The following is a 14236-nucleotide window of genomic DNA, read 5'->3' as shown; positions in this document are numbered from 1 at the left end:
CCGCTCATGGCTCGTTCCGTCTGGAAGGGTCCTTTCGTGGACCTCCACCTCCTGAAGAAGGCGCAGACCGCGCAGGAGACCAACGCGCGTGCGCCGATCAAGACCTGGTCGCGCCGCTCGACGATCCTGCCCGATTTCGTCGGCCTGACCTTCAGCGTCTACAACGGCCGCAAGTTCGTGCCGGTGTCGGTCAACGAGGACATGGTGGGCATGAAGCTGGGCGAGTTCGCTCCGACCCGCTTCTTCCCCGGTCACGCCGCCGACAAGAAGGGTAAGCGCTAATGTCCAAGCCTCAGGCACCCCGCAAGGTCGGCGACAAGGAAGCGCTGGCCGTCGCGACCCAGATCCGCGGCTCGGCGCAGAAGCTGAACCTCGTCGCGGGCCTCATCCGCGGCCGCAAGGCCGGCGATGCGCTCAACATCCTCGCCTTCTCCAAGAAGGCGATGGCGGTCGATGCGCGCAAGGTGCTGGCCTCGGCCATCGCCAACGCCGAGAACAACCATAACCTCGACGTCGACGCGCTCGTTGTCGCCGAGGCGTCGGTCGGCAAGTCGATCACGATGAAGCGCTTCGCGACCCGCGGCCGTGGCAAGTCCACCCGCATCCTGAAGCCGTTCAGCCGTCTTCGCATCGTCGTCCGCGAGCAGGAAGAAGCATAATGGGTCACAAGAGCAACCCGATCGGTCTGCGTCTCCAGATCAACCGCACCTGGGACAGCCGCTGGTTCGCCGAGGGCGCCGACTATGGCCGCCTGCTCCTCGAGGACCTCAAGATCCGCAAGTACATCGTCGAGACGCTGCCCCAGGCTGCGATCTCGAAGGTGGTGATCGAGCGTCCGGCCAAGCTGTGCCGCGTGTCGATCTACGCTGCCCGTCCCGGTGTCATCATCGGCAAGAAGGGCTCGGACATCGAGAAGCTGCGCAAGACGCTCGGCGCGATGACCTCGTCGGACGTGAGCCTGAACATCGTCGAGATCCGCAAGCCGGAAATCGATGCCAAGCTCGTCGCGCAGGGCATCGCTGACCAGCTCGAGCGCCGTATCGCGTTCCGCCGCGCCATGAAGCGCGCCGTCCAGTCGGCGATGCGCCTGGGTGCCGACGGCATCCGCGTCGCTTGCGGCGGCCGTCTCGGCGGCGCCGAGATCGCGCGTTCGGAAGGCTATCGCGAGGGCCGGGTGCCGCTGCACACGCTGCGCGCCAACCTCGATTACGCCACCGCCGAAGCCCACACCGCCTATGGCGTGTGCGGCGTCAAGGTTTGGATCTTCAAGGGCGAGATCCTGGGTCACGACCCGCTCGCTCAGGACCGTCTGATGCTCGAGGCGCAAACCTCGGGCGTGCGCCCTGCGCGCGACGACCGCCGCTAAGGGAGTAGAGAGAAATGCTGCAACCGAAGCGCACCAAGTTCCGCAAGGCGTTCAAGGGCCGCATCCATGGCGACGCCAAGGGCGGCACTGCGCTCAACTTCGGGTCCTATGGCCTGAAGGCGATGGAGCCGGAGCGGATCACCGCGCGCCAGATCGAGGCGGCTCGCCGCGCGATCACGCGTCACATCAAGCGTCAGGGCCGTTTGTGGATCCGCATCTTCCCGGACGTTCCCGTGTCGTCGAAGCCGGCCGAAGTCCGCATGGGCTCGGGCAAGGGTTCGCCGGAATTCTGGGTGGCCCGCGTCAAGCCCGGCCGCATCCTGTTCGAGCTGGACGGCGTTCCCGGCCCGCTCGCGGCGGAAGCGTTCGAGCGTGCCGCGATGAAGCTGCCGATCAAGGTCAAGGTCGTTGCCCGCCTCGGCGACACCTCGCACCTGGAGGGTTGATACAATGACCAAGGCTACCGATCTCCGGGCCAAGACCGACGACCAGCTCGCCGACGAGCTGGGCAACCTGAAGCGCGAGGCGTTCAACCTTCGCTTCCAGGCCGCGACTTCGCAGCTCGAAAAGCCGAGCCGCGTTCGCGAGGTCCGTCGCGACATCGCCCGCATCAAGACGCTGCAGTCCGAGCGCTCGCGCTCGGCTGCGAAGTAAGAGGACCGAGACCATGCCGAAGCGCGTGCTGACCGGGAACATTGTCTCGGACAAGGGCGACAAGACGGTCGTCGTGCTGGTGGAGCGGAAGGTTAAGCACCCCCTCTACGGCAAGATCATCCGTCGCTCGAAGAAGTACCACGCCCATGACGAGGGCAACGAATACAAGGCGGGCGAGACCGTGCGCATCGAAGAGACCGCACCGATCTCCAAGCTGAAGACTTGGAAGGTGATCGAGCGGGTGAATACCCACGCGACCCCCGCCAAGGCCGATAACGCCTAAGGTCTTCGGACCTGATTTTTAACCGGAACCACCGGGCCAAGGTCAAACTGGGTCCCGGCAGGCCAGACGAGAAGGAACCGGATCGATGATCCAGATGCAGTCCAATCTCGACGTCGCTGACAACAGCGGCGCGAAGCGGGTGCAGTGCATCAAGGTGCTGGGCGGCTCGAAGCGCCGCTTTGCCGGTGTTGGCGACGTCATCGTCGTCAGCATCAAGGAAGCTGCCCCCCGCGGCAAGGTGAAGAAGGGCGACGTTCACCGTGCGGTGATCGTTCGTACCGCCAAGGATGTCCGCCGCGCCGATGGCTCGGTGATCCGTTTCGACGGTAACGCCGCGGTGCTGGTCAACAAGAACGAGGAGCCGATCGGCACTCGTATCTTCGGGCCGGTGGTTCGCGAGCTGCGTTCGCGCGGCTTCATGAAGATCATTTCGCTCGCGCCCGAGGTGCTGTGATGGCTGCTGCCAAGATCAAGAAGGGCGATCAGGTCATCGTTCTGTCCGGCAAGGACAAGGGACGGACCGGTGAGGTCGTCAAGTCGCTGCCCAAGGACGGCAAGGTCGTCGTCTCGGGCATCAATGTCGCGGTGCGTCACCGCAAGCCGAGCCAGACCAACCCGCAGGGTGGCCTGGAGCGTTCGGAAGCGCCGATGCACGTCTCGAAGGTCGCGCATGTGACCGCCGACGGCAAGCCGACGCGCGTCCGCTTCGAAGAGCGCGACGGCAAGAAGGTCCGCGTCGCGGTCAAGACCGGGGAGGTCATCAATGGCTGATAGCTATACTCCGCGCCTCAAGAAGCTGTACGACGAGAGCATCGCCAAGGCGATGACCGAGAAGTTCGGCTACAAGAACGTCATGGAAGTTCCGCGGATCGAGAAGATCGTGCTGAACATGGGCGTTGGCGAGGCCACCCAGGACAAGAAGAAGGTCGAGCAGGCCGCTGGCGAGATGGAGCTGATCGCAGGTCAGAAGCCCGTCATCACCAAGGCGAAGAAGTCGATCGCACAGTTCAAGCTGCGCGAAGGCATGCCGATCGGCTGCAAGGTGACTCTGCGCCGCGAGCGGATGTACGAGTTCCTCGATCGTTTCGTCACGATCGCGCTGCCGCGCGTTCGCGACTTCCGTGGGCTGAACCCGAAGAGCTTCGACGGACGCGGCAACTATGCCTGCGGCCTCAAGGAGCAGCTCGTGTTCCCCGAGATCAACTATGACCGCATCGACAAGGTGCGCGGCATGGACGTGATCGTCACCACCACCGCCAAGACCGACGACGAGGCTCGCGAGCTTCTGCGTCTCTTCGGCTTCCCGTTCCCGCAGGAAAATGCGGACGGCGAAGCGAAGCAGGCAGCGTAAGGGAAAGAGAACTTAAGTCATGGCGAAACTGAGTTCGATCAATAAGAACGAGCGTCGCAAGCAGCTGGTGAAGAAGTACGCCGGCAAATATGCGAAGCTCAAGGCGATCGCGAACGATGAGAGCCTCGATGATACCGAGCGTCTCATCGCGCGCCTCAAGATGGCCGAGATCCCGCGGAATGGTAACCCCACCCGCATCCGCAATCGTTGCGAGCTGACCGGTCGTCCGCGCGCTTACTATCGCAAGTTCCGTCTCGCTCGTGTGATGCTGCGCGATCTGGCCAACAAGGGCCTGATCCCGGGTCTCACGAAGTCGAGCTGGTAAGGATCACGAAGATGGCAGTGACCGATCCCCTGGGTGATATGCTCACCCGCATCCGCAACGGCCAGCGCGCGCGCAAGGACTCCGTCCTGACGCCTGCGTCGAAGCTGCGCGCCCGCGTGCTCGACGTGCTCCAGCGCGAAGGCTATATCCGCGGATATTCCGAAGAGCAGATGGGCCCGGCTGCGGGCATCCGCATCGAGCTCAAGTATTTCGAGGGCCAGCCGGCGATCAAGCACGTCGCGCGCATCTCGAAGCCCGGCCGTCGCGTCTACTCGGGCAGCCAGGAGCTGCCGCGGGTCCGCAACGGCCTCGGCATCACGATCGTCTCGACGCCTCGCGGCGTTCTGTCCGACGCGGAAGCGCGCGAGCAGAATGTCGGCGGCGAAGTGCTGGCGGAGGTGTTCTGATGAGCCGCATCGGCAAGAAGCCGGTCACCGTACCGGCAGGCGTCACCGCCTCGATCGAAGGCAAGACGCTCAATGTGAAGGGCCCCAAGGGCGCCCTGAGCCTCGCGATGCGCGAAGAGATCAGCTACACGCTCGAGGACGGCGGCATTTCGGTGCAGCCGGCCAACGAGACCAAGCAGGCGCGTGCCTTCTGGGGCATGCAGCGCACGCTCGTGCAGAACCTGATCACCGGCGTGACCGAGGGTTTCTCGAAGAAGCTGCTCATCACCGGCGTCGGCTATCGTGCCAATTCGCAGGGCAAGGTGCTCAAGCTGCAGCTCGGCTACAGCCATGATGTCAACTTCCCGATCCCGGAAGGCATCGAGATCAAGACGCCCGATCAGACCACGGTCGAGATCTCGGGCATCGACAAGCAGAAGGTCGGCCAGGTGGCCGCGGAAATTCGTCGTTGGCGCAAGCCCGAGCCCTACAAGGGCAAGGGCATCAAGTACGACGGCGAGTTCATCTTCCGTAAGGAAGGGAAGAAGAAGTGATCAGCACCAAGGGTCTTTCGCTTTTCGCGAAGCGTCGCCGCCGCAATCGTACTGCGCTTCGGGCGCGTGCGGGTGGCCGTCCGCGGCTTTCGATCCATCGCTCGGGCAAGCACATCTATGCCCAGGTGATCGACGACACCCAGGGTCGCACCGTTGCCGCCGCCTCGACGCTCGACAAGGACGTCAAGGGCAAGACCGGCGCGACCATCGCGGCCGCTCAGGATGTCGGCAAGCGTGTTGCCGAGGCTGCCAAGGCCGCAGGCATCACCCAGGTCGTCTTCGACCGCGGTGGCTTCCTCTATCATGGCCGCGTCAAGGCGCTGGCCGATGCCGCTCGTGAGAGCGGACTGGAGTTCTGAGAATGGCTGACGAAACCAACCAGACGGCGCCGGAAGGCGTCGAGGTCCAGGAAGCCGGCGCTCCCCAGGAGCAGCAGGCTCGTGGCCGTGGTCGCGGTCGTGGCGGCGACAACCGTGGCGGTGGCCGCGGCGGCCGTGACGGCAACCGTGGCCGTCGCGACGATCGTCGCGGCCAGGGCGGCGACGACGGCGGCGAAGAGCTGATCGAGAAGCTGGTCCACATCAACCGCGTCTCGAAGACGGTGAAGGGCGGCAAGCGCTTCGGCTTCGCGGCGCTGGTCGTCGTGGGCGACGGCAAGGGCCGCGTCGGCTTCGGCCATGGCAAGGCGCGCGAAGTGCCGGAAGCCATCTCGAAGGCGACCGCGGCTGCCAAGAAGGCAATGATCCGCGTTCCGCTGCGCGAGGGTCGCACGCTGCATCATGACGGCAACGGCCATTTCGGCGCGGGCCGCGTGACGCTGCGCTCGGCCCCGCAGGGTACCGGCATCATTGCCGGCGGTCCGATGCGCGCCATCTTCGAGAGCCTCGGCGTTGCCGATGTCGTGACCAAGTCGGTCGGCACGTCGAACCCCTACAACATGATCCGCGCCACCTTCGAAGCGCTCGGCGAGCAGACCTCGCCCAAGAGCGTTGCGCAGCGTCGCGGCAAGAAGATCGCCGACCTGCTCGGCCGCGGCGGCGCCGACAAGGGCGTTGCCGAGGCGGAAGCCGCGGCAATCGCGGAGTAACGAGCATGGCGAAGATCAAGATCAAGCAGATCGGCTCGCCGATCCGCCGCACCAAGGATCAGCGCGCGACGCTGATCGGCCTGGGCCTGAACAAGATGCACAAGGTCAGCGAGCTCGAGGACAGCCCCGAGGTCCGCGGCATGATCCGCAAGCTGCCGCACATGGTCGAGATCGTGGAGGGCTGAGCCCTTCATCGATCCGGAATGAAATCGAGGGGCGGTAGGCGACTACCGCCCCTTTTTCGTGGTGCGAACCCGTAACGCCCGTCTCGCTTGCAATGTAGGATTTCGCCTGCTTGGTTCGCCGAGCTCTTTGAATCGTCGATCCAGCTCCATGCGCCCCGCCGGCACGTGCGTCGGGTCGCTTGCGCCGAGATCGCACCGCGTACCTACCTATAGCCTCCCGCCGCGTCGATGTCGCCGCGCGTGGGCGCGCCGGTGCCGCTTCGCAGGCGCGTCGTGGTGGTTTCGCAGGCGCATCCGGCGAAAACCCGCGGCAGTGTCAACCTTGTGTCAAGTTCGGCCCGAAGCGCAACATAAGGGGTGACAAATTCCGATCCCGCCGCTATGCGCCCCGCTTCCTTTCCATCAGCGCGACAAAAGCGAAAGCGAGTGCACGACATGAAACTCAACGATCTCCACGACAACGAAGGCGCCCGTCATCGCCGCATGCGCGTCGGACGCGGCATCGGTTCGGGCAAGGGCAAGACCGCGGGCCGTGGCCAGAAGGGCCAGAAGAGCCGCGAGGGCGTCTCGATCAATGGCTTCGAGGGCGGCCAGATGCCGCTCCACATGCGCATCCCGAAGCGCGGCTTCAACAACATCTTCGCCAAGGACTATGCCGAGGTGAACCTGGGCGCGATCCAGAAGGCGATCGACTCGGGCAAGCTCACCGCGACCGACATCGACCAGGCTGCCCTGAACGCAGCGGGCCTGACCCGTGGCGGCAAGGACGGCGTCCGCCTCCTCGCCAAGGGCGAGCTCAAGGCCAAGCTCAACTTCACCGTCGCCGGCGCGTCGAAGAGCGCGATCGAGGCGGTCGAGAAGGCCGGCGGCAAGGTGACGATCCCCGAGATCGTTCCGGCAGCCGACAAGCACAAGGCCAAGCACCGCTCGGTGCAGAAGGTCATTGCCGCTAAGAAGGCCGGCAAGCAGGGTTGAACTCTCGAAGGGGGAGCGTCGCTCCTCCTTCGTTCGTGCTTGGACGATCTCAGCACGAACGGATGAGGGGCCGGCGCCGCATTGCCCTTCAGGCCGTAGGACTTATATGAGCGGCGGGGGCGGCGAACGCTTACCCGCCGCTTTTGTTTCCGGGACGATAAACGCACATGGCATCCGCAGCCGATCAACTCGCCTCCAGCATCAGCCTCGCGAAATTCTCGCAGGCGACCGAACTCAAGAAGCGCCTGTGGTTCACGCTCGGTGCGCTGATCGTGTTCCGCATGCTGAGCTACGTGCCGCTCCCCGGCGTCGATCCCACTCAGCTCAACCTGCTCGCGCAGCAGACCTCGGGCGGCGTGCTCGACTTCTTCAACAATTTCACCGGCGGCGCATTGAATCGCATGTCGATCGTCGCGCTCGGCGTGATGCCTTACATCACTGCCTCGATCGTGGTGCAGCTCGCGACCTCGCTGAGCCCCACGCTCAACGCGATCAAGAAGGAAGGCGAGAGCGGCCGCAAGCGGCTCAACCAATATACCCGCTACGGCACGGTCGCGCTCACGGCGATCCAGGGCTGGTTCATCGCGGTCGGGCTCGAGAGCTTCGGCGCGAGCCAGGGGCTCCAGGCGGTGGTGGTCGACGGCATGGTCTTCCGCATCGGCGCAGTGATCTCGCTGGTCGGCGGCACCATGTTCCTGATGTGGCTGGGTGAGCAGATCACCAGCCGCGGCATCGGCAACGGCATCTCGCTGATCATCATGGCGGGCATCGTCGCCCATCTGCCGACCACGCTGGTCCAGCTCTTCGAATCGGGCCGCACCGGCGCGATCGATCCGCTGCGGATCGCGATGATCCTGGTTGCGGTCGCCGCGCTCGTGCTCCTGATCTGCTTCATGGAGCGGGCCCAGCGCCGTATCCTGATCCAATACCCCAAGCGCCAGACCGCGCGTGGCGTCCAGGCCGAGCGCAGCCACCTGCCGCTCAAGCTCAACACCGCCGGCGTGATCCCGCCGATCTTCGCTTCGTCGCTGCTGCTGCTGCCGCTGACGATCACCCAGTTCGCCGGCAACATGACCGCGGGCGAGAGCTGGTGGGGCGATTTCGTGATCAGCCTCAACACCTGGCTGCGCCACGGCTCGCCGATCTACATGGCGCTCTACGGCATCGGCATCGTGTTCTTCTCCTTCTTCTACACTGCCGTGGTGTTCAATCCGGAGGAGACCGCCGAGAACCTCAAGCGCTACGGCGGCTTCATCCCCGGCATCCGCCCGGGCAAGAACACCGAGACCTATTTCGATTATGTGCTGACGCGCATCACCGTGATCGGCGCGGCCTATCTCACCTTCATCTGCCTGGTGCCCGAATTCGCGATCTCGTCGCTCGGCGGCACCTTCCTGATGGGCGGCACTAGCCTTCTGATCGTGGTCAACGTAACGATGGACACGGTGACGCAGATCCAGTCGCACCTGCTGGCGCACCAGTATGGCGATCTGATCAAGAAGGCGAAGCTGAAGGGCCGCATGCGCTGAACGCGCAGCGACAGACAGGGGACAGTCTGACGTGAATATCATCCTGTTGGGCCCTCCGGGTGCGGGCAAGGGCACCCAGGCGAGTCGGCTCGAGGCCGAGCGCGGCATGGTGCAGCTCTCCACCGGCGACATGCTGCGCGCCGCCGTCAAGGCGGGCACGCCCACCGGCCTCAAGGCGAAAGCGGTGATGGAAGCCGGCGAGCTCGTTTCGGACGAGATCGTCTCGGGCATCATCGGCGAGCGGCTCGACATGGCCGATACCGAGAAGGGCGCGATCTTCGACGGCTATCCGCGCACCGCGGCCCAGGCGCAGTCGCTTGAGGCACTGCTTTCGGAGCGCGGCCGCAAGCTCGATTATGTGATCGAGCTGGTGGTCGACGAGGATGCGCTGGTCGAGCGGATCACCGGCCGCTTCACCTGCGCCCAGTGCGGCGAAGGCTATCACGACCGGTTCAAGCAGCCCAAGGCCGAAGGCACCTGCGACGTTTGCGGCGCGCACGAGTTCAAGCGCCGCCCCGACGACAATGCCGAGACGGTGCGCACGCGCATGGCCGAGTATCGCGCCAAGACCGCGCCGATCCTGCCCTTCTATGAAGCCAAGGGGCTCGTCCGCCGCGTCGACGGCATGGCCGACATCGAGGTTGTCGGTGAGCAGATCGACGCGATCCTCGACGGGAGAGGCTGACGGAACTAACCTCCTCTGCCGGGCAGCAGGGGGAGGGTTCGATGCGCAAGACAGGAATGGCGTTCGCCGCGCTGGCAGTGGCGGTACCGGCATCCGCTGATGTTGTCAGCTCCGGCGATTCCGGGTTCACCAGCCGCCACAGCCTGAGCATCGCCGCGCCGCCTGCGAAGGTCTGGGAAGCGCTCGTTCATCCCGAGCGCTGGTGGCAGGGCGATCACACGTACAGCGGCGACGCCGCCAACCTCAGCCTCGAACTCCGGCCCGGCGGCTGCTGGTGCGAGAAGCTTTCGAGCGGCGGCGTCGAGCATATGCGCGTCGTCTATGTCGCCACCGGCGACACGTTGCGCATGGTCGGCGGCCTCGGTCCGCTTCAGGCCATGCCCGTCACCGGGGTGATGACGATCATCCTGGAGCCGGGTGGCGGGGGGACCAAGCTCGTCGGCAGCTATGCGGTGGCGGGGCAGGGCCTCACCGGCATCGCGGCGCCGGTAGACAAGGTCCTCGCCACCCAATGGTCCCGGCTCAAGGCCGCGGCGGAGCGCTGAACGCCTTTGGCTTGGCGCGCCCGCAACGTTCGTGTATGTTGCGAGTTCCGGCAAAAACGCACGGGGCGCTTGACTCTGCCCCGGCGGCTGCATATGTCGCCCATCTTCCGAAACACCGGTTGTCCCGGCGGCGCTTGCATGCGCTCGTCGTGCCACTGCATTTTCGGAGCAACGCGACGAGATGGGACGCATAGCTGCCATGCTGCGTCCCGTGGAGCTGGGAGAATAAATTTCATGGCACGTATTGCGGGTGTCAACATCCCGACCAACAAGCGCGTTCTGATCGCGCTTCAGTACATCCACGGCATCGGTGCGACCAAGGCCAAGGAAATCACCGAGAAGCTGGGCATCGCACCAGAGCGCCGCGTGCAGGACCTGTCGGACCAGGAAGTGCTGCAGATCCGTGAGGCGATCGACGCCGGCTACACCGTCGAGGGCGATCTTCGTCGCGAAACTGCGATGAACATCAAGCGCCTGATGGACCTGGCCTGCTATCGCGGCCTGCGTCATCGCAAGGGCCTTCCGGTCCGCGGCCAGCGCACGCACACCAATGCGCGCACCCGCAAGGGCAAGGCCAAGCCGATCGCCGGCAAGAAGAAGTAAACCGTCCGGGGGACGGTTTACTCCGCAGGGCGCCCGCCGCCCCGCGAGTGACCACCCCATTTAGGGATAAAGGTCAAAGACATGGCACGTGAACCGCAGCGTATTCGCCGTCGCGAACGCAAGAACATCACCGCCGGCGTCGCGCATGTGAACGCCAGCTTCAACAACACCATGATCACCATCACCGACGCGCAGGGCAATGCGATCTCCTGGTCGTCGGCCGGCATGATGGGCTTCAAGGGCTCGCGCAAGTCGACTCCTTACGCCGCTCAGGTCGCCGCCGAGGACGCAGGCCGCAAGGCTGCCGAACATGGTGTTCGCACCCTCGAGGTCGAGGTCAAGGGTCCGGGTTCGGGCCGCGAGTCGGCGCTTCGTGCGCTGCAGGCGGTCGGCTTCCAGATCACTTCGATCCGCGACGTGACGCCGATCCCGCACAACGGCGTCCGCCCGTCGAAGCGCCGTCGCGTCTAAATCCTGCTTGTGCCGCGGGCCCTGAGGCGGGTCTGCGGTCTTGCAGCAGTTACCTGGCGGGATGGCCTCAAGTCCCGCCCAACATGAGGAAAGCCCGTGTCGGTCAACGCTAAGAACTGGCAGGAACTCAAGAAGCCCAACGGCCTCGAGAAGAAGCCCGGTGGCGATCCCAAGCGCAAGTCGACCTTCGTCGCCGAACCGCTCGAGCGCGGCTTCGGCCTGACGCTCGGCAACGCGCTGCGCCGCGTGCTGCTCTCGTCGCTCCAGGGTGCGGCGGTCACTTCGATCAAGATCGAGAACGTGCTCCACGAATTCTCGTCGCTGGCCGGCGTCCGCGAGGACGTGACGGACATCGTCCTGAACGTGAAGCAGATCGCGATCCGCATGCAGGGCGAAGGCCCGAAGCGCCTCCAGCTGTCGGCCACCGGCCCGGCGGAAGTGAAGGCGGGCGATATCGCGGTCTCGGGCGACATCGAAGTGATGAACCCCGAGCTGGTGATCTGCCACCTCGACGACGGCGCGACGCTCAACATGGAGCTCACTGCCGATACCGGTAAGGGCTATGTCCCGGCCGTCGCGAACCGCCCTGCGGACGCGCCGATCGGCCTGATCCCGATCGACGCGCTGTACAGCCCGGTCCGCCAGGTCTCGTACAAGGTCGAGAACACCCGCGTCGGCCAGGAGCTCGATTACGACAAGCTAACGCTGTCGATCGAGACCGACGGCACGATCACGCCGGAAGACGCGCTCGCCTATGCGGCGCGCATCCTGCAGGACCAGCTCGCGCTCTTCGTCCACTTCGACGATTCGGCACTCACCCGCGCGGCCGCTCCGGCGGCGGGCGGGGTTGCTGCGGCTCCCGAGGCTGGCGGCGACGCTGCGCAGATCAACCGCTATCTGCTCAAGAAGGTCGACGAGCTGGAGCTTTCGGTCCGCTCGGCCAACTGCCTCAAGAACGACAACATCATCTACATCGGCGATCTGGTTCAGAAGACCGAGGCCGAGATGCTGCGCACGCCGAACTTCGGCCGCAAGTCGCTCAACGAGATCAAGGAAGTCCTTTCGAGCATGGGTCTCCGCCTGGGCATGGAAATCCCCGGCTGGCCGCCCGAGAACATCGAAGAGATGGCCAAGAAGCTCGAGCAGGAAATCATGGGCTGAGCCGCACGGGATTAGCGCGAGCTAATCCCGAGACGGCGCAAGCCCGGCCGGCGGGCCGGCGAAGCCGAACCCGTCCGACGACGCGGGATTTATTCCCGCGTCGGGCCCTTCACGGGGTGAGTTTACGGGATCCCGGCTTCGCCGGGGTGACGGAATATTGGGTGGGCCACCGTCCCCACCTGGTCTGGGGTTCCGTGACACGGCCCCTTAACGAACGAAGGAAGAAATCATGCGCCATCGCGTAGGCGGCCGTAAGCTTCAGCGGACCTCGGCCCACCGCATCGCCCTGTTCCGCAACATGGCCGCGGCTCTGATCAAGCACGAGCAGATCACCACCACCGTCGCCAAGGCGAAGGAGCTTCGCCCCTATGTCGAGAAGCTGGTGACGCTGGCGAAGAAGGGCGGTCTTTCGAACCGCCGTCTGGCCCACGCCCGTCTGCTCGACGACGCGCAGCTCACCAAGCTGTTCGACGTGCTGGCCGCGCGCTACGCGGACCGCAACGGCGGCTACACCCGCATCATCAAGGCCGGCATCCGCAAGTCGGACGCGTCGCCGATGGCGATCATCGAGTTCGTCGACCGCGACGTCTCGGCAAAGGGCCAGGATTCGGGCCCGGTGCTGGGGGATGAGGATTTCGACGAAGCAGCCTGATCGCTTCTTCGTCCACGGACAAGAAAGGGCGGCGGCACTATGGTGCGGCCGCCCTTTTCCTTGCGAAGCCGTCCGAATCCCGCCATCTCCGCCCTCCACGTCGAGGCGCAACGATGGCTGTCTTCTATCACCTCCTCGCCAACAACCTTGTCGCGAGCATCACCAATTTCACGGTGTGGTTCGCGATCACCTTCTGGGTCTTCCTGGAAACCCGCTCGGTGTTCGCCACGGGGATGATCGCGGGCATCTATCTGGTGCTCACCGCGGGACTGGGCATCTGGTTCGGCAGCCTCGTCGATCATCACACCAAGAAGCGCGTTATGATGGCGTCCAGCGCGGCTTCCTTCGTGCTCTATGCCGTCGCGCTTGCGGCCCATGCGCTGGTTCCCGAGCGGCTTTTCGGGAAGGTGGCGAGCCCGATGCTCTGGGGCTTCGTGTTGCTGGTCATGTTCGGCGTGATCGCGGGCAACATCCGCAACATCGCGCTGCCCACCCTCGTCACCGCGCTCATTCCGGAGGATCGACGCGACAAGGCTAATGGGCTGGTCGGCATGGTCACCGGCATCGGCTTCCTCACCACCTCGGCGATCAGCGGCTTCCTCGTCGCCTGGGGCGGCATGGTCGCGACGCTGGGATTTGCGCTGGCGCTTTCTTTCCTGGCCTTCGCGCACCTGCTGTTCGTGCGCCTGCGCGAACCTGAGCGAGAAGCTTCGGTCGATACACACCGCGTTGATCTCGCCGGTACGATCCGCGTTGTCGCGGGCGTGCCGGGGCTCTTCGCACTGATCTTCTTCGCCGCGTTCAATAATCTCCTGGGCGGCGTCTTCATGGCGCTGATGGACGCCTATGGCCTTTCGCTCATGCCCGTTCAGCAATGGGGACTGCTCTGGGCGTTCATCTCCTGCGCTTTCATCCTCAGCGGCATCGTCATCGCGCGCACCGGGCTCGGCGCCAATCCACTGCGGACGCTGTTGCTGGTCAATTTGATCCTCTGGGCGGTGGCGAGCGTGTTCACGCTCCAGTCCTCGATCCCTCTGCTCGCGGCGGGCTGCTTTGTCTGGATGTTCCTCGGCCCCTATGCGGAGGCGGCCGAGCACACGACGCTGCAGAAAGTCGTGCCGTTCGAGCGCCAGGGGCGGGTGTTCGGTTTCGCCCAGTCGGTCGAGCAGGCCGCTTCGCCGCTGACCGCCTTCCTGATCGCCCCACTGGCCCAGTTCGTCTTCATTCCCTTCATGACCACCGGTGCGGGCGCCGACGCGATCGGCGACTGGTTCGGCCGCGGCCCCGAGCGCGGCATCGCGCTGGTCTTCACCATCGCAGGGCTGCTCGGTGTGCTGACGACGATCGTAGCGTTCAATTCGCGCTACTATCGCCAGCTCTCCGCCGCCTACGCCCGCGGCGCGGATCAATAGCGGGGATCGTCG

24 protein-coding genes are annotated in these 14236 nt (G+C 65.0%); all 24 read left to right on the top strand.

Annotation, left to right across the window (positions count from 1 at the left end):
• The first annotated feature begins 6 nt into the window (after nucleotides 1-6).
• The 24 genes from rpsS to ACMGDH_RS12535 all read left to right on the top strand — a co-directional run bounded on the left by rpsS (nucleotide 7) and on the right by ACMGDH_RS12535 (nucleotide 14224).
• A complete protein-coding gene (rpsS, locus tag ACMGDH_RS12650; RefSeq protein WP_029936458.1) occupies nucleotides 7-282 on the top strand; it encodes a 30S ribosomal protein S19 in 276 nt (91 codons plus the stop codon).
• Nucleotides 282-659 (top strand): 50S ribosomal protein L22, encoded by a 378-nt coding sequence (gene rplV, locus ACMGDH_RS12645; RefSeq protein ID WP_296616820.1) that lies wholly within the window; start codon nucleotides 282-284, stop codon nucleotides 657-659. The genes rpsS and rplV overlap by 1 nt, the downstream gene beginning before the upstream one ends.
• Complete coding sequence (gene rpsC, locus ACMGDH_RS12640) at nucleotides 659-1366, top strand: 30S ribosomal protein S3 (RefSeq protein WP_436828321.1); 708 nt, start codon at nucleotides 659-661, stop codon at nucleotides 1364-1366. Before rplV ends, rpsC begins: the two co-directional genes overlap by 1 nt.
• Before the next feature lie 14 nt (nucleotides 1367-1380).
• Nucleotides 1381-1812 (top strand): 50S ribosomal protein L16, encoded by a 432-nt coding sequence (rplP, locus tag ACMGDH_RS12635; protein WP_086128647.1) that lies wholly within the window; start codon nucleotides 1381-1383, stop codon nucleotides 1810-1812.
• Nucleotides 1813-1816: 4 nt separating this feature from the next.
• Complete coding sequence (gene rpmC, locus ACMGDH_RS12630) at nucleotides 1817-2020, top strand: 50S ribosomal protein L29 (protein WP_436828320.1); 204 nt, start codon at nucleotides 1817-1819, stop codon at nucleotides 2018-2020.
• Between the two features lie 13 nt (nucleotides 2021-2033).
• Nucleotides 2034-2303 (top strand): 30S ribosomal protein S17, encoded by a 270-nt coding sequence (rpsQ, locus tag ACMGDH_RS12625; protein ID WP_436828319.1) that lies wholly within the window; start codon nucleotides 2034-2036, stop codon nucleotides 2301-2303.
• A gap of 85 nt (nucleotides 2304-2388) precedes the next feature.
• Nucleotides 2389-2757 (top strand): 50S ribosomal protein L14, encoded by a 369-nt coding sequence (gene rplN, locus ACMGDH_RS12620; RefSeq protein WP_029936452.1) that lies wholly within the window; start codon nucleotides 2389-2391, stop codon nucleotides 2755-2757.
• A complete protein-coding gene (gene rplX / locus ACMGDH_RS12615) occupies nucleotides 2757-3074 on the top strand; it encodes a 50S ribosomal protein L24 (RefSeq protein WP_436828318.1) in 318 nt (105 codons plus the stop codon). The genes rplN and rplX overlap by 1 nt, the downstream gene beginning before the upstream one ends.
• A complete protein-coding gene (gene rplE / locus ACMGDH_RS12610) occupies nucleotides 3067-3654 on the top strand; it encodes a 50S ribosomal protein L5 (protein ID WP_436828317.1) in 588 nt (195 codons plus the stop codon). The genes rplX and rplE overlap by 8 nt, the downstream gene beginning before the upstream one ends.
• A gap of 19 nt (nucleotides 3655-3673) precedes the next feature.
• Nucleotides 3674-3979: a 30S ribosomal protein S14 gene (gene rpsN / locus ACMGDH_RS12605; protein WP_436828316.1), complete on the top strand. Its 306-nt coding sequence runs from the start codon at nucleotides 3674-3676 to the stop codon at nucleotides 3977-3979.
• Nucleotides 3980-3990: 11 nt separating this feature from the next.
• Nucleotides 3991-4386 carry a 30S ribosomal protein S8 gene (rpsH, locus tag ACMGDH_RS12600; protein ID WP_086128654.1) on the top strand — a complete coding sequence of 132 codons (396 nt, stop codon included), beginning with the start codon at nucleotides 3991-3993 and terminating at the stop codon, nucleotides 4384-4386.
• Nucleotides 4386-4919: a 50S ribosomal protein L6 gene (rplF, locus tag ACMGDH_RS12595; RefSeq protein ID WP_436828315.1), complete on the top strand. Its 534-nt coding sequence runs from the start codon at nucleotides 4386-4388 to the stop codon at nucleotides 4917-4919. The genes rpsH and rplF overlap by 1 nt, the downstream gene beginning before the upstream one ends.
• Entirely contained in the window at nucleotides 4919-5278 is a 360-nt protein-coding gene (gene rplR / locus ACMGDH_RS12590) for a 50S ribosomal protein L18 (protein WP_436828628.1), read from the top strand. Before rplF ends, rplR begins: the two co-directional genes overlap by 1 nt.
• Before the next feature lie 2 nt (nucleotides 5279-5280).
• Nucleotides 5281-6006, top strand: a complete 726-nt coding sequence (gene rpsE / locus ACMGDH_RS12585) for a 30S ribosomal protein S5 (RefSeq protein WP_436828314.1) — start codon at nucleotides 5281-5283, stop codon at nucleotides 6004-6006.
• Between the two features lie 5 nt (nucleotides 6007-6011).
• Complete coding sequence (gene rpmD, locus ACMGDH_RS12580) at nucleotides 6012-6191, top strand: 50S ribosomal protein L30 (protein WP_436828313.1); 180 nt, start codon at nucleotides 6012-6014, stop codon at nucleotides 6189-6191.
• A gap of 435 nt (nucleotides 6192-6626) precedes the next feature.
• Nucleotides 6627-7166 (top strand): 50S ribosomal protein L15, encoded by a 540-nt coding sequence (gene rplO, locus ACMGDH_RS12575; RefSeq protein ID WP_436828312.1) that lies wholly within the window; start codon nucleotides 6627-6629, stop codon nucleotides 7164-7166.
• Between the two features lie 167 nt (nucleotides 7167-7333).
• Nucleotides 7334-8695, top strand: coding sequence for a preprotein translocase subunit SecY (secY, locus tag ACMGDH_RS12570; RefSeq protein ID WP_436828311.1), 1362 nt, complete (start codon nucleotides 7334-7336; stop codon nucleotides 8693-8695).
• A gap of 31 nt (nucleotides 8696-8726) precedes the next feature.
• Entirely contained in the window at nucleotides 8727-9380 is a 654-nt protein-coding gene (locus ACMGDH_RS12565; protein WP_436828310.1) for an adenylate kinase, read from the top strand.
• A gap of 41 nt (nucleotides 9381-9421) precedes the next feature.
• Entirely contained in the window at nucleotides 9422-9925 is a 504-nt protein-coding gene (locus tag ACMGDH_RS12560; protein ID WP_436828309.1) for an SRPBCC family protein, read from the top strand.
• Between the two features lie 234 nt (nucleotides 9926-10159).
• Nucleotides 10160-10528, top strand: coding sequence for a 30S ribosomal protein S13 (gene rpsM, locus ACMGDH_RS12555; protein WP_436828308.1), 369 nt, complete (start codon nucleotides 10160-10162; stop codon nucleotides 10526-10528).
• An 81-nt stretch (nucleotides 10529-10609) separates the two neighbouring features.
• Entirely contained in the window at nucleotides 10610-10999 is a 390-nt protein-coding gene (gene rpsK, locus ACMGDH_RS12550) for a 30S ribosomal protein S11 (protein ID WP_010545745.1), read from the top strand.
• A gap of 96 nt (nucleotides 11000-11095) precedes the next feature.
• On the top strand, nucleotides 11096-12160 hold the full coding sequence (locus tag ACMGDH_RS12545; protein ID WP_436828307.1) for a DNA-directed RNA polymerase subunit alpha: 1065 nt from the start codon (nucleotides 11096-11098) through the stop codon (nucleotides 12158-12160).
• Between the two features lie 229 nt (nucleotides 12161-12389).
• Nucleotides 12390-12812, top strand: coding sequence for a 50S ribosomal protein L17 (rplQ, locus tag ACMGDH_RS12540; RefSeq protein ID WP_436828306.1), 423 nt, complete (start codon nucleotides 12390-12392; stop codon nucleotides 12810-12812).
• 113 nt (nucleotides 12813-12925) lie between these two features.
• The gene (locus ACMGDH_RS12535; protein ID WP_436828305.1) at nucleotides 12926-14224 is read left to right on the top strand and encodes an MFS transporter; all 1299 of its coding nucleotides are present in this window, start codon (nucleotides 12926-12928) and stop codon (nucleotides 14222-14224) included.
• Nucleotides 14225-14236: the final 12 nt, after the last annotated feature.

The organism is Sphingomonas radicis (genome assembly GCF_051400635.1).
Lineage (GTDB): Bacteria > Pseudomonadota > Alphaproteobacteria > Sphingomonadales > Sphingomonadaceae > Sphingomonas.
Note: the sequence above shows the minus strand (reverse complement) of the source record. Positions and strands in the feature narration are given on the sequence as shown.

Bases quoted from the DNA above. Each gene is read 5' to 3' on its own strand.
- rpsS (WP_029936458.1), top strand. From the start codon at position 7: ATGGCTCGTTCCGTCTGGAAGGGTCCTTTCGTGGACCTCCACCTCCTG.
- rplV (WP_296616820.1), top strand. From the start codon at position 282: ATGTCCAAGCCTCAGGCACCCCGCAAGGTCGGCGACAAGGAAGCGCTG.
- rpsC (WP_436828321.1), top strand. From the start codon at position 659: ATGGGTCACAAGAGCAACCCGATCGGTCTGCGTCTCCAGATCAACCGC.
- rplP (WP_086128647.1), top strand. From the start codon at position 1,381: ATGCTGCAACCGAAGCGCACCAAGTTCCGCAAGGCGTTCAAGGGCCGC.
- rpmC (WP_436828320.1), top strand. From the start codon at position 1,817: ATGACCAAGGCTACCGATCTCCGGGCCAAGACCGACGACCAGCTCGCC.
- rpsQ (WP_436828319.1), top strand. From the start codon at position 2,034: ATGCCGAAGCGCGTGCTGACCGGGAACATTGTCTCGGACAAGGGCGAC.
- rplN (WP_029936452.1), top strand. From the start codon at position 2,389: ATGATCCAGATGCAGTCCAATCTCGACGTCGCTGACAACAGCGGCGCG.
- rplX (WP_436828318.1), top strand. From the start codon at position 2,757: ATGGCTGCTGCCAAGATCAAGAAGGGCGATCAGGTCATCGTTCTGTCC.
- rplE (WP_436828317.1), top strand. From the start codon at position 3,067: ATGGCTGATAGCTATACTCCGCGCCTCAAGAAGCTGTACGACGAGAGC.
- rpsN (WP_436828316.1), top strand. From the start codon at position 3,674: ATGGCGAAACTGAGTTCGATCAATAAGAACGAGCGTCGCAAGCAGCTG.
- rpsH (WP_086128654.1), top strand. From the start codon at position 3,991: ATGGCAGTGACCGATCCCCTGGGTGATATGCTCACCCGCATCCGCAAC.
- rplF (WP_436828315.1), top strand. From the start codon at position 4,386: ATGAGCCGCATCGGCAAGAAGCCGGTCACCGTACCGGCAGGCGTCACC.
- rpsE (WP_436828314.1), top strand. From the start codon at position 5,281: ATGGCTGACGAAACCAACCAGACGGCGCCGGAAGGCGTCGAGGTCCAG.
- rpmD (WP_436828313.1), top strand. From the start codon at position 6,012: ATGGCGAAGATCAAGATCAAGCAGATCGGCTCGCCGATCCGCCGCACC.
- rplO (WP_436828312.1), top strand. From the start codon at position 6,627: ATGAAACTCAACGATCTCCACGACAACGAAGGCGCCCGTCATCGCCGC.
- secY (WP_436828311.1), top strand. From the start codon at position 7,334: ATGGCATCCGCAGCCGATCAACTCGCCTCCAGCATCAGCCTCGCGAAA.
- ACMGDH_RS12560 (WP_436828309.1), top strand. From the start codon at position 9,422: ATGCGCAAGACAGGAATGGCGTTCGCCGCGCTGGCAGTGGCGGTACCG.
- rpsM (WP_436828308.1), top strand. From the start codon at position 10,160: ATGGCACGTATTGCGGGTGTCAACATCCCGACCAACAAGCGCGTTCTG.
- rpsK (WP_010545745.1), top strand. From the start codon at position 10,610: ATGGCACGTGAACCGCAGCGTATTCGCCGTCGCGAACGCAAGAACATC.
- rplQ (WP_436828306.1), top strand. From the start codon at position 12,390: ATGCGCCATCGCGTAGGCGGCCGTAAGCTTCAGCGGACCTCGGCCCAC.
- ACMGDH_RS12535 (WP_436828305.1), top strand. From the start codon at position 12,926: ATGGCTGTCTTCTATCACCTCCTCGCCAACAACCTTGTCGCGAGCATC.